Annotated in this window: 10 protein-coding genes; 7 read left to right on the top strand and 3 right to left on the bottom strand. The window is 46.4% G+C overall.

Annotated elements, in window-relative coordinates; translation table 11 throughout:
- The first annotated feature begins 32 nt into the window (after window positions 1–32).
- The gene (locus Q1A41_RS11535; protein ID WP_299978841.1) at window positions 33–1,988 is read left to right on the top strand and encodes a prolyl oligopeptidase family serine peptidase; all 1,956 of its coding nucleotides are present in this window, start codon (window positions 33–35) and stop codon (window positions 1,986–1,988) included.
- 43 nt (window positions 1,989–2,031) lie between these two features.
- Here the strand turns inward: Q1A41_RS11535 and Q1A41_RS11530 are convergent, their stop codons facing one another.
- The 3 genes from Q1A41_RS11530 to pyrC all read right to left on the bottom strand — a co-directional run bounded on the left by Q1A41_RS11530 (window position 2,032) and on the right by pyrC (window position 6,018).
- A complete protein-coding gene (locus Q1A41_RS11530) occupies window positions 2,032–4,041 on the bottom strand; it encodes a methyl-accepting chemotaxis protein (protein WP_299978838.1) in 2,010 nt (669 codons plus the stop codon).
- Window positions 4,042–4,298: 257 nt separating this feature from the next.
- On the bottom strand, window positions 4,299–4,949 hold the full coding sequence (gene rnt / locus Q1A41_RS11525; RefSeq protein ID WP_299978919.1) for a ribonuclease T: 651 nt from the start codon (window positions 4,947–4,949) through the stop codon (window positions 4,299–4,301).
- Window positions 4,950–4,983: 34 nt separating this feature from the next.
- Complete coding sequence (gene pyrC, locus Q1A41_RS11520) at window positions 4,984–6,018, bottom strand: dihydroorotase (RefSeq protein WP_299978835.1); 1,035 nt, start codon at window positions 6,016–6,018, stop codon at window positions 4,984–4,986.
- Window positions 6,019–6,172: 154 nt separating this feature from the next.
- Between pyrC and Q1A41_RS11515 the strand changes: the two genes are divergently transcribed.
- The 6 genes from Q1A41_RS11515 (at window position 6,173) to ccoP (ending at window position 12,103) form a co-directional block, all read left to right on the top strand.
- A complete protein-coding gene (locus Q1A41_RS11515; RefSeq protein ID WP_299978833.1) occupies window positions 6,173–7,099 on the top strand; it encodes an OmpA family protein in 927 nt (308 codons plus the stop codon).
- Between the two features lie 311 nt (window positions 7,100–7,410).
- Complete coding sequence (locus Q1A41_RS11510) at window positions 7,411–8,634, top strand: argininosuccinate synthase (protein ID WP_299978830.1); 1,224 nt, start codon at window positions 7,411–7,413, stop codon at window positions 8,632–8,634.
- Between the two features lie 278 nt (window positions 8,635–8,912).
- Window positions 8,913–10,355, top strand: a complete 1,443-nt coding sequence (gene ccoN / locus Q1A41_RS11505; RefSeq protein WP_299774860.1) for a cytochrome-c oxidase, cbb3-type subunit I — start codon at window positions 8,913–8,915, stop codon at window positions 10,353–10,355.
- A gap of 18 nt (window positions 10,356–10,373) precedes the next feature.
- The gene (ccoO, locus tag Q1A41_RS11500; RefSeq protein WP_299774858.1) at window positions 10,374–10,985 is read left to right on the top strand and encodes a cytochrome-c oxidase, cbb3-type subunit II; all 612 of its coding nucleotides are present in this window, start codon (window positions 10,374–10,376) and stop codon (window positions 10,983–10,985) included.
- Between the two features lie 17 nt (window positions 10,986–11,002).
- Entirely contained in the window at window positions 11,003–11,194 is a 192-nt protein-coding gene (locus tag Q1A41_RS11495; RefSeq protein WP_299774856.1) for a cbb3-type cytochrome c oxidase subunit 3, read from the top strand.
- 15 nt (window positions 11,195–11,209) lie between these two features.
- Window positions 11,210–12,103, top strand: a complete 894-nt coding sequence (ccoP, locus tag Q1A41_RS11490; protein ID WP_363322378.1) for a cytochrome-c oxidase, cbb3-type subunit III — start codon at window positions 11,210–11,212, stop codon at window positions 12,101–12,103.
- Window positions 12,104–12,922: the final 819 nt, after the last annotated feature.

The following is a 12,922-nucleotide window of genomic DNA, read 5'->3' as shown; positions in this document are numbered from 1 at the left end:
AAATTCTACGATTTATAAGCAATGGAGGCTGTATGGTTAAATTTATTTCTCTTTTTTGTGCTATTTGTGCGGCATTATCTTTGTCGCGAAACTCATTCGCAAACGCCCCATATCCTTTAGACTATTTTGCGCTTCGCGAAGTGGTAATGGATGCTCGTTTATCCCCTGACGGCAAGCGCTTAGCGATTCTTACTATCCCTTCAAAAGAGGGTGATCCGATCGTTGAGGTCTATAAAACCGACAATATGTCGGCCAAACCTTTTCGGCTAAATGCCGATCCAATGGAAGTACGGAATATATACTGGGCAACCAACGACAATATCGTGATGCGCTTGCGACAAAAAGTTCGTGACAAAATTGAAGGTTTTAATCGAGGTGTGTTCGAGTACAAGCTGGCTTCGGTAGATCTTAAAACCAAGAAATTTAAAGAGTACGATCAGATTGGAGCTTCAATCTCCCATCTTTTACCTGAAAAACCAAAAAAGGTGATCTATTCATTTACGCCTGGCGAATTTGAAAATAACCGTTTGTCAGAGCCGTTTAGACCAACGGCTTATTACGAGTTAGACCTGAAAACAGGGCGTAAGCGGCTAATATTGCGTGGCAAGATTTCCTTAGGGCAGGTGGAATTTGATGGCAAAGGTAATCCCTGGTTAGGGCGCGGTTTTGATATCGCTAATGGTGAGTATGTTTGGTATTTCCGTCGCCCTGGAGAGACTGACTGGAAGGAGTTGTATCGCTTAAGTGAAAACAGCTACGAAAATTTTAGTGTTGTAGGCTTTGACGTTGGCAACCCCCATTTATTCTTTGTTGTCGCCAACAATGGCCATGATAAAGAAGGTTTGTGGGAATTTGATTCGAGTAGTAAAAAATTTACTGAGTTAATTTACCGTCGTAATGATGTCGATGTGCGTGGTATACGTAGTCATAGTAATTCGTGGACTTCTTATGATGAGGTGGTGGCTGTTAGCTATGCGACTGACAAATTGCATTATGAGTATTTTAATGCCGAAGAGGCCGCTATTTATAAGCAGTTGGAGCAGCTCGTTCCTAATGCCTACCGCACCTCAATTTTGAGTCGCACTAAAGATAGTCAGTCCCTAGTGGTCTACAACACGGGGCCTAGAGATCCAGGTTCTTATTATCTGTTGCATAAAGGCAAGTTTAGTAAGGTGGGTAGTGAGCAGCCTTTGCTTGAAGCGGATAAATTGGCAGATCTTAAATACATAAAATTCAAGGCTCGCGATGGTCGAGATCTGGCCGCTTATGTCACTGTACCCAACGGGAAGCCTCCATTCCCTGCGATAGTACTTCCGCACGGCGGTCCATTTGTCCCACAATTAGTGGTATATGATGAGTGGGCGCAAATGTTGGCGAACAATGGTTATATGGTTGTTCAGCCCCAGTATCGAGGATCCTTCAACTACGGCATCGATTTTCATAAAGCCTCTTTTATCAATGGCAGTGAAGCCGGTTATAAGATGCAAGATGATAAAGACGATTCTGCTCTTGAGTTGGTAAAAAGAGGTTGGGCCGACAAGGGTCGCCTAGCCATGTACGGCTGGTCTTATGGTGGTTATGCGGCATTGGTTGCTGCTTCTCGCACACCGCAGATTTATCAGTGCAGTATTGCCGGTGCCGCCGTTGCCGATATGACTATGCAAGTAAATTACTATCGTTCTCGCCTGCGGGGCGTGCAAAAGGAGCGTCAACTTAAGTATCGATTGGGTGCGGTTAATCCGATTGATGAAACTGCCAAGGTGAACATCCCCTTATTGATGATTCACGGGTCAGTAGATCAACGAGTGCCTGTTGATCATGCTAAAAAATATCGCAAGGCTATTGCGGATCAAGGTAAAGACTTTAAATATGTAGAGCTTGATGGTGCGGATCACTTCTATGGCACATTGAACTATGATCACCAAAAACTTCTCTACGAATCAATTATTTCATTCTTAAAGAACGATTGCGGCCCAGGTGGCTTGTAAGTTTTGAGATGCATAAGGGCAGCGAAAGCTGCCCTTGTTTTGTTTATGCCGCCGGAAGTTTAAACTTTTGGGTAAGTTGGTTAAGGTTGCTTGTGTGTTGTCCGACTAATTGAGCTGCAGAGTCGGTTTCGCGCATATTGGTCATCGCATTTTGGGTTTCTCGGCGAATCTCATCGATACTCTCGTTCATGTTTTTGGCGACGGCATTTTGCTCTTCAGTTGCAGAGGCAATCTGAGCATTCATTGAGTTAATAGTGCTTACTGAGCTTGTAATGCTTTGTAGTGATGAGCTGGTACTCTCAGCACTTTGAACGCTTTCGTTAGTTTGTTCCTGCCCTTGTTTCATTACGTTAACAGCTTGTAGGGCGCCATTTTTAAGTTTTTCTAATAGTGAGTTGATTTCGCCGGTGGAATCGCGTGTGCGGCCGGCCAGCGTCCTAACCTCGTCAGCTACTACCGCAAAGCCGCGTCCTTGTTCGCCAGCTCTTGCTGCTTCGATGGCGGCGTTCAAGGCCAGCAGGTTAGTTTGTTCTGCAATATCGTTGATCACCTGCACGATCGCATCGACGCCTTTGGTATCTTCTTCAAGCTCGGCAATAGTGCTTGCGGCGCCTTCAATGCGTTGAGCTAATAGGTTGATTGAAGTCATATTTGTTTCCATGATGCTGTAGCCATCACGGGATTCTTGATCGGCAGAGTTGGCGGCATCGGCTGCCATGGAGGCGCTTTGGGCCATGTTCTCGACGGTGCGAAACATTTCATCCATGGCGGTTACCACTTGACCGCTGATTTGCTCTTGAGATTCCATGCCCTTACTGGTTCTCAGTGAGCTGCCGACCAGTTGCTCCGCTGCGCTGGCAAGATTGTTGGTGGCATTTTGAACTTCAAGTAATAGGCTTCGTAAGCTGTTTGCCATTTCATTGGTGGCATTGGCAAGTTCTCCCAGTTCGTCTCCTCCATCCAATACAAGATCGTCAAAGTCTAAGTCGCCTTTGGCGATGCTTTTGTTCACGTTTAGAATCTTATTAATCTTGCTGACAATTGTTTGACTCAGCGTTACGGCAATGCCAATACCTATGATTAAAGCTAGGCTTGTGCCGATGGTTAGGGCAACATTCGAATAATCAATATCGGCAGCTAGTACTTTGACATCGGCTTTCATTAACTCGTTTTGGTTCTTTCTCATTTCAGTTAAATTAATTTGAATAGCACTGGCTCGCGGCGCCGCTTTTGTTCCGAGCCAGTAATTGGCTAGGTTCCAGTCGTCGGCTTGCCGGCTATTTATGATGCTGTCAGCAATGGCCTTAAAGTTGGATCGACTGTCACTATAGTTGCTCCAGTTGCTATTGGTTTGTAATCGATTGAGTTGATTTAGGCGTTCAAAACGTGCTTGGTTCTTTTTCCATTGTGTATTGAACGTATTTAAGTCGCTGCTTTGCCCGTTTTGAACGTAAGCTCGCAGACTTTCCATGCTGCGATACATGCTGCTCATACTATCGCTGAGATCCTTAAGGCTTTGTGGGCTGCCACCACTGCTGGCGCTGCTTTGTAATAGTTGGTTCAGAGCTAGCGTGCTGGCATTGGCTGCTGGTTTAGCTTCTTCATCGAGCTGAATTAGGATGGGGATATTTTCCTGTGCGTGGGCAATATCTTCAATTTCTTTTTGCGCAACTCGAAATTCCTCAATTTCAGCTTTCATCTCGTTTAAACGACGAACGTTTGTTGGGTCAGTCCAGTTTCTGGCTAATGTGTTTAGCTCGCTCAAGCTGTCGTCAATAAGTTTCCAGCCCTCTGCTCTGTCGGCACGAAATTTCTCTGCCTTTTCGGGAATGTTTCCAAGAATCATATAGCCTCTTAGCCCGGCAAGCGTAATGTTGATTCCCTTGCTGAGGTTTAAGCCAGCGATAACCGTTGGTTTGCGTACTTCGGTTAGGCGAGATTCAATTTCAGAAATCTCTTTAATGTTTAAAAATAAGTAAACTGCTGTTGTTGCAACAAGAGTTAGAACGGCAGCAAAACCAGCCAGTAGTTTAGCGCGAATAGATAAGCGCATAGAGATCACCCTAAGTAAATAAATTTTGTTCTAAATATCACTATAGGATGGGAATTTGAATTGGACAAAATCTTGATAGGCAAAAAGTAATTGAGCTGGCAGCTGAATGTAGAAAGGGTGATATTAGTTTTTCTTAATAGTAGATACGGCGCTAACTTTGTGTTGTGCTTTGAAATAAAATTTTGCGTGTAGGTGGGATTGGTGAAAGAAATATCACCAAAGCCCTAGAGGGGCTAGGGCTTTAGTTTTGGTAATTTTTATTCTTGCGGTAGCGGCCAGCCACCCATGCTTTGCCATTTGTTGACTATCAAACAAAAAAGATCGGCTGTTTTTTCGGCATCGTAAGCGGCGCTATGTGCTTCGCTGTTGCTAAATTCCATACCGGCGACAATGCAAGCTTTTGCCAGTACAGTTTGTCCATAGGCAAGCCCTGCTAAAGTCGCAGTGTCGAAGCAAGAGAATGGATGGAAAGGGTTGCGTTTGATTTGGCAACGGTTTGCGGCCGCATTAATAAAGCCCAGGTCAAAATGAGCATTATGTGCAACCATGACCGCTCGAGTGCAACCATTTGCTTTTACTGCTTTTCGAATGGCGGAAAAAATCTCAGGTAGAGCAAACATTTCTGGTTGGGCATCGCGCTCTGGGCTTGATGGATCAATACCGGTGAAATCGAGGGCCGATTGCTCGATATTGGCGCCTTCAAAAGGGTCTAAGTGGCAGGCGAAGGTTTCGTCGCGATGCAGTAGGCCATCTTCGTCCATGCGAAGGGTTACAGCTGCTACCTCGAGAAGTGCGTCTGTTTCTGCGTTAAAACCACCTGTTTCTACGTCAACAATGACGGGCAAAAAACCGCGAAAGCGCTGCGCAAAAAGGGTTTTAATTTCCGGTGTTTCTTCGGCCGGGCTCATGACTGCCACACTGGCTCCTTAATTCTATTACTGTTTAATCGGCAACGCGCCAGCGCAAGGTTTCGCCGGCTCTAAGAGGAACAAGGTCGCTGTCACCAAAATTCATGCTATCCGGTACCTGCCAGTCTTCCTTAACTAGAGTGATAGTGTCGCTATGTCTGTCAAGGCCATAAAAATCAGGACCAAAGTGACTGGCAAAGCCTTCTAGCTTATCGAGTGCGTTGGCTTCCTCAAAAGCTTCTGCATACATTTCAATGGCAGCAAAAGCCGTATAGGCGCCGGCGCAACCGCAGGCGGCTTCCTTGGCGTGTTTGGCATGTGGTGCTGAATCGGTGCCTAGGAAGAATTTGGGGCTACCGCTGCAAGCTGCCGCGATCAGTGCTTCTTGGTGAGTTGATCGTTTTAAGATGGGTAGGCAGTAATAGTGTGGTCGAATTCCGCCAGCTAACATATGGTTGCGATTGTACAGCAGGTGGTGGGCGGTAATGGTGGCCGCCATATTATCGCCAGCAGCGTTTACGAAATCCGCCGCATCTTTAGTGGTGATATGCTCCAAAATCATCTTAAGCTCAGGGAAATCTTGATTAAGCTGCTTTAATGTTGAATCAATAAAGCGCTGCTCCCTATCAAAGATGTCGATACTGCTATCGGTTACCTCGCCGTGCAGACAAAAGCGAATGCCGTGCTTTTGCATGGCTTCTAAAGCCGGATAGATATTTTTAATATCGGTAACGCCTGAATCAGAGTTTGTGGTGGCCCCGGCAGGGTAAAGCTTACATGCGACAACACCGGCGGCCTTCGCTGCAGCGATATCTTCTGCGTTGGTGTTGTCGGTGAGGTAAAGCACCATTAGTGGCTCGAATTGAGAGCCCTCTGGGCGATTAGCCTGAATGCGATCCTTATAGGCAAGCGCTTGGTCTGCATTTAAAACGGGAGGAACCAAGTTGGGCATAACAATGGCTCGGCCAAAGTAGCGCGAGGCATCCCTAACGGTGTGTTCTAATGCGACTCCATCTCGTAGGTGGATATGCCAGTCGTCAGGGCGGCAGATGGTTAAGCGTTGGCTCATTAAGGTTCCTTGCTAGCAGTATTCAAGCTATTGATAGTAACTATAGTTCTTTGACGCGGCATCCTACCAAAATTGGGCCTAAAGCACATCCGCTGTGTGCCGATATTCTTAGTCTAAGCTTCAGTTATTGAATGTATCGCAAGGGTGTGGGCCAATGTTGCAGTCGCTTAAATCTAATCGTCACCTTGATTTGCTGCAGTCGGCGCTATGCCTGTCCCTGCTTTGTGGTGTTCTGCTTGCTTCAAATGCTGAGGCTGTGCGCTTTGAGGCGGGATTTGATAAGTCTAGCTGGGAGAGCGAGTCCTCCATTTTTGAGTGCCGCATGAGCCAAATGGTGCCTCAATATGGCCAGGTGGTGTTTTACCGTAGGGCAGGGGAGAGGCAGCAGTTCTTCCTGGATACTAAGAGCGTATTCTTTAAGCGTGGCCGAGGCTCCTTGCAAATAACAGGGCCTGTCTGGAAGCCGCGTTCTGCCGTGACAAACCTTGGTTATATAGATGTTGTTGAGTCCAAGCGCCCAGTAACATTAGGGCCAAAACTAGCTGAGCGTATTATGGCTGAACTGGGTAAGGGTCAGCAGGTAGTGATTACCCGTAAACCATGGTATGGAGATAGTGAGTCGCTGTCTGTGGCTTTTAATTCGATGAATTACCGGCCAGTATATGATGACTACATTGGCTGCGTATCTGGCCTTCTGCCTGTGAACTTTGATCAGGTTGAGCGTACGACACTATATTTTGGCGGCTCTAAAGAGTCGCTAAGTAAGCAGCAAAGAGCTTCTCTTGATAAGGTAGTGGTATACGCCAAGGCCGATTCTGAAGTGACCACCTACTATATTGATGGGCATACTGATAGCCGCGGTATCATGGCTGAAAACCTCGAGTTGTCTAAAAAACGGGCCGAGCAGGTAGCAGAGTATTTGCTGCGTGCGGGCTTAGATAAAGATAAAATTCAGATACGTTGGCATGGTGAGCGCTACCCGGTAGCGAGCAATAGCACCGCTAAAGGACGTGCTGTAAATCGTCGTGTAACTGTTCGCCTTGAGAAGGGCGAAGTCTCCTTGGATATGGCTTCACGCTAGTGCTTAGAATTTTCTTCAGCGCTGTTTCTAGTGACGTTTGAACTCAGATACCCCAAAGAGTGTAGTTGTTTTGCGCTAAATTTAGGGATAGTTCTGTGAAATATTTATCCCTCTATGTATAATACGTGCGCCAAATTTTAGGCGCGAAAACCCTTGTTTTCGGCTAAATCGTTCAAAATTTGACTAGCAGATAGAGACTGCGTAACAAAATGGCGAGTAACAGCCATAGGCCTCTGGCAATCACAGGGCTATTAAGCAAGGCTTGTTATGAATGGCGAGCCAAAGTTATCGATCCATAGCGGGAGACAATTATGTCCTCAGTAAAAAAAGTAGTGTTGGCCTATTCCGGTGGTTTAGACACCTCGGTCATCGTGCGCTGGTTGCAAGAAACCTATAACTGCGAAGTGGTAACGTTTACCGCTGATATCGGCCAGGGCGAAGAGGTAGAGCCAGCCCGAGCCAAAGCGGAAGCGCTAGGCGTAAAAGAGATCTACATTGACGATTTGCGTGAAGAATTTGCCCGCGATTTCGTTTTCCCAATGTTCCGTGCCAATACTATTTATGAAGGCGAGTACCTGCTAGGTACTTCAATTGCCCGTCCGCTCATTGCTAAGCGTTTGATTGAGATTGCGAATGAAACCGGCGCTGATGCGATCTCCCACGGTGCGACAGGTAAAGGTAACGACCAGGTTCGTTTCGAGCTAGGCGCTTACGCCCTTAAGCCGGGTATTCAGGTAATTGCGCCCTGGCGTGAGTGGGATCTAACTTCCCGCGAAACCCTTATGAAATATTGCGAAGATCACAATATCCCTGTGGACTTCGCCAGCAGTAAGAAAAAATCTCCCTATTCAATGGACGCTAACTTGCTACACATCTCTTATGAGGGTGGCAATTTGGAAGATCCTTGGTGGGAGGCTAACGATGCTGAAATGTGGCGTTGGAGCGTCTCTCCAGAAGAGGCGCCAGATGAGCCTACTTATTTAGAACTGACCTATGAGAAAGGCGATATTGTTGCCATCAATGGCGAAGCTATGAGTCCAGCGACGGTATTGGAGTATCTAAACAAGGTGGGCGGCGAGAACGGTGTTGGCCGTTTGGATATCGTAGAAAATCGTTATGTAGGCATGAAGTCGCGTGGTTGTTATGAAACTCCCGGTGGCACCATTATGTTGAAGGCACACCGTGGTATTGAATCACTTACTCTAGATCGCGAAGCGGCTCACCTTAAAGATGAGTTGATGCCGAAATACGCCGATCTAATCTATAACGGCTACTGGTGGAGCCCAGAGCGCAAAATGTTGCAAGCCGCTATCGATGAAAGTCAGCAACATGTGAATGGCGATGTTCGCGTAAAACTATACAAAGGCAGTGTGTCGGTTGTAGGTCGCCGCAGTGCTGATAGTCTGTTTGATGAGGCGATTGCAACCTTCGAGGATGACGCAGGTGCCTATGACCAGAAAGATGCTGAGGGCTTTATTCGCCTAAACTCTTTGCGTTTACGAATTGCGGCCGATAAAGGTCGAAATAATCTATAAAAGCTGGCAACAGCAAATAATTAGCCCATACTCCATGGACGGAGGGGCAGACCGTGTTCAGCCAACTTCTTTGCCTAGACTGGCCCTTTTTTAGCTGGCTGACTGGTCTTATTGATCGGAATCAAGTGATAAAAACCTGACATCGTAGATAATTTGCGGTGCATTGGGGTAATTAAAGAAGTATCCAATGACAGCCGAAAACACTCCCTAGGAGTTTTGAGGCGTTGTTAGGTCGAAAAAAGAATCCTCAATTCTTAAAATCAATTAGGAAAGTCGCTATGAGTAGTAACTTGGCAACCGCTGGTGAACAGCCGGCATATAACTACGATATAGTACGTAAATTCGCCGTGATGACCGTCGTTTGGGGCGTGGTCGGAATGACGGTGGGCGTACTGATCGCGTCGCAGCTAGCCTGGCCGCAACTGAATGACATTATGCAACCTTTCTCACACTTTGGTCGCTTGCGTCCATTGCACACCAATGCGGTAATCTTCGCATTCGGTGGTTGTGCCTTGTTTGCAACGTCATACTACGTGGTACAGCGTACCTGTCAGGCAACCTTGTTTGGTGGGTTCTTAGTCCCATTCACCTTCTGGGGTTGGCAATTGGTTATTCTATTGGCTGCAATTACGCTGCCTTTGGGTATGACCTCTTCAAAAGAATACGCTGAGCTAGAATGGCCAATCGATATCTTGATCACCTTGGTATGGGTGTCTTACGGTATCGTGTTCTTCGGCACTATTATTAAGCGTAAGACCTCGCACATTTATGTTGCGAACTGGTTCTTCGGTGCCTTTATTCTAACGGTTGCGATATTACACGTAGTTAACTCTGCGGCTATCCCAGTAACCTTGACCAAGTCGTACTCTGCTTACGCAGGTGCCATGGATGCGATGATCCAGTGGTGGTACGGTCACAATGCGGTAGGTTTCTTCCTAACTGCAGGTTTCTTGGGCATTATGTACTACTTCGTACCTAAGCAGGCTGAGCGTCCTGTTTACTCGTATCGTCTATCCATTATCCACTTCTGGGCTTTGATCTCCCTATACATTTGGGCTGGTCCTCACCACTTGCACTACACTGCATTGCCAGATTGGACCCAGGGTGTTGGTATGGTGATGTCTTTGATCCTATTGGCTCCATCTTGGGGTGGTATGATCAACGGTATCATGACTTTGTCTGGCGCATGGCACAAATTGCGCACTGACCCAACTCTTCGTTTCTTGGTGGTATCTCTGTCTTTCTACGGTATGTCTACCTTCGAAGGCCCAATGATGTCTATCAAGACTGTAAACGCTTTGTCTCACTACACTGACTGGACTGTTGGTCACGTTCACTCTGGTGCACTTGGCTGGGTTGCCATGGTATCTATCGGTGCTCTATACCACTTGATTCCTGCTTTGCTAGGTCGCAAAGAAATGTGGAGCGTGAAGTTGGTTAACTTGCACTTCTGGATGGCGACTATCGGTACTGTATTGTACATCGCCTCTATGTGGGTGAACGGCATTATGCAAGGTTTGATGTGGCGTGCATTTAACGCTGACGGCACCTTGACCTATAGCTTCGTTGAATCTGTAGAAGCCAGTTACCCAGGTCACTATGTACGTGTACTAGGTGGTGCAATCTTCTTAGGTGGCATGCTGTTTATGGCCTACAACACCTACCGTACATTCCAAGCTGAATCTGATAACGCTGCTGCTGCGCAGCCTCAGTCGGCTTAAGGTAGAGGAGAGATAACCGTGAAGAATCACGATAAAGTAGAAAAGAATATCGGCCTGATGATGATCCTGATGGTCGTAGCCATCAGCTTCGGTGCGTTGGTAGAAATCGTGCCTCAGTTCTTTAACAAGGCAACCACCGAGCCTATCGAAGGCCTGAAGCCTTACACTGCTATGCAGTTGGAAGGTCGTGACATTTACATCCGTGAAGGTTGTAACGTATGTCACTCCCAGATGGTTCGTCCATTCCGTTCTGAAACTGAGCGTTATGGTCACTACTCTGTTGCAGGCGAGTCTGTTTACGATTACCCATTCTTGTGGGGCTCTAAGCGAACTGGTCCTGACTTGGCTCGTGTAGGTGGTCGTTACTCTGATGAGTGGCACCGCGCGCACTTATACAACCCACGAAATGTAGTACCTGAATCCAATATGCCTGCTTTCCCTTGGCTGTTTGACAATGTGTTAGATCACACTGTGACTCCTAAGAAAATGGAAGCATTGCGTACCTTGGGTGTTCCTTACACCGATGAAGATATTGCTGGTGCTGAGGAAGCTGTAAAAGGTAAGACTGAAGTTCAAGCTTTGGTTGCCTACTTGCAGAACCTGGGTTTGTTGTTGAAACAGAAGCGTTAATCACTGGGTAGAGCGTTATGGATATTAACGATTGGCGTGGCATCTCAACGGTTTTTTTGATGATTTGCTTTATCGCAACTTGGATTTGGTTGTGGAGCAGCAAGCGCAAAAAAGGCTTTGATGAGGCTGCAAACTTACCGTTTGCCGACGAAGTTGATCACCAACAGGCGTCGACCGAGAAAGACGCCCGGTCCAGCAACGCTGAATAAAGGTATTTGAATATGTTGACTACATTTTGGAGTTGGTGGGTAATTTTATTAACCTTAACCAACTTAGTATTGATCTGCTGGGTCTTGTTCGCGAACAAGAAAGTTGCTGTTAGCGATGATGATGATCCAGAAAACGAAACCACTGGCCACGAGTACGACGGCATTCAGGAATACGATAACCCGCTTCCAAAGTGGTGGTTCCAGATGTTTGTTATTACTTTGGTGTTCGGTGCGATCTATTTTGTAATGTACCCAGCTCTAGGTAACTGGAAAGGTGTTTTAGGTTGGACTTCTGTCGGTCAGTGGGAAGCTGAGATGGAAAAAGCCAATGTAAAATATTCTGAGACTTTCGGTCAGTATAAAGACATGAAAATCGAAGATATTGCTGCAGATCCTAAGGCCATGAAGATTGGTACTCGTTTGTTCGCCAACAACTGTGCTGTATGTCACGGTGCTGATGGTGGCGGTAACGTGGGCTTCCCGAACCTAACCGATAAAGATTGGTTGTACGGCGGAACACCTGCTGAAATTGAAATGAGTATTACTCACGGTCGTAACGGTGCAATGCCTCCTTGGGGTGATGTAATCGGTGAAGATGGTGTAGTAGCTGTTGCTGAGTATGTTCTGAAGATGTCTGGCCAAGAGCACGATGCTGCTAAGCTAGAAAAAGGAATGCAGGTTTACAATACGACTTGTGTAGCTTGTCACGGTCCTGATGGTACAGGTAACAAGATGTTGGGTGCGCCTAACTTGACTGATAGCATCTGGCTATACGAAGGAACTGGCGAAGGTATCCGTCACTCTGTTCGTGCCGGTCGTGCTAACGTAATGCCAGCTCAGGCTGATAAACTACGTGAAGACAAGATTCGCATGTTGACCGCTTATGTATACAGCTTGTCTCAAGATTAATTTTTAATTAATCAAACAAGCTTAAAACGCCACCCTGGGAAACCAGCGTGGCGTTTTTGTTTTTTATCTACTGTGTTTATCAATTTCCTATTTTGATAAACACGTCGCCCTCAACCAGCTGTCGCAATCCTGGGTGGAACATCTTTCGTTGTAATAATTAGTTGGCGGTATTTTGGCCGGAACTCTTATTATTAAAAGAGAAGTTATAGTTTTTGATTACAGTGACTACTGACCAGACACTGGGCTGGGGTAGTGATTTTCCGTTCCGAATGCTGCGTCCATGCAGCCACCCGTTCCATCCAGGAGCCTAGTCACTCCAAATCACTACCCCAACCCAGTATCTTGCATTTGTGGCTCTAACTTATAATTAGCTAGGTTTTGGCAGTATTGCTGGCAATTGAAATGAGGTGATGAATTCACGTCTTGATCAATGTACTAATTATGGAGGAGCCTATCAGGTGGTTGGTCAGCTTTCCGCTTTAAAGCTATCCTGAATAGAAAGCTAATGTAGGATGTTCTAATTGCTATAGGGCTTTTTAGGGCTTGTCCGATTCGGATGAGGACGAGAGCTGGCATGGATGCCGTTTTTTGCGCCCCTAAAAAGCCCTATAGCAATTAGAATAGCCGGTCAGATCTCCAGTTTTTTAAGGCAATGGGTGGTCAGGTAGTGCTAAATGAATCTCACTATTACCGAGTAATTGCCGATAGAGAAGGGGATAGGCTTTTAGTTGATCCAGTGCAAGTAAATGGACTTATATAAGCTAGAGTTAAAGTAATAAAAGGTTTAACATTCGCGCCATAAAAGATTGTGGCATATCC

Origin of the sequence: uncultured Pseudoteredinibacter sp., assembly GCF_947502065.1 — a bacterium.
Lineage (GTDB): Bacteria > Pseudomonadota > Gammaproteobacteria > Pseudomonadales > Cellvibrionaceae > Pseudoteredinibacter.
Note: the sequence above shows the minus strand (reverse complement) of the source record. Positions and strands in the feature narration are given on the sequence as shown.

Coding starts and splice junctions, on each gene's coding strand:
- ccoN (WP_299774860.1), top strand. CDS start 8,913: ATGAGTAGTAACTTGGCAACCGCTGGTGAACAGCCGGCATATAACTAC.
- Q1A41_RS11530 (WP_299978838.1), bottom strand. CDS start 4,041: ATGCGCTTATCTATTCGCGCTAAACTACTGGCTGGTTTTGCTGCCGTT.
- Q1A41_RS11535 (WP_299978841.1), top strand. CDS start 33: ATGGTTAAATTTATTTCTCTTTTTTGTGCTATTTGTGCGGCATTATCT.
- Q1A41_RS11495 (WP_299774856.1), top strand. CDS start 11,003: ATGGATATTAACGATTGGCGTGGCATCTCAACGGTTTTTTTGATGATT.
- Q1A41_RS11515 (WP_299978833.1), top strand. CDS start 6,173: ATGTTGCAGTCGCTTAAATCTAATCGTCACCTTGATTTGCTGCAGTCG.
- pyrC (WP_299978835.1), bottom strand. CDS start 6,018: ATGAGCCAACGCTTAACCATCTGCCGCCCTGACGACTGGCATATCCAC.
- rnt (WP_299978919.1), bottom strand. CDS start 4,949: ATGAGCCCGGCCGAAGAAACACCGGAAATTAAAACCCTTTTTGCGCAG.
- Q1A41_RS11510 (WP_299978830.1), top strand. CDS start 7,411: ATGTCCTCAGTAAAAAAAGTAGTGTTGGCCTATTCCGGTGGTTTAGAC.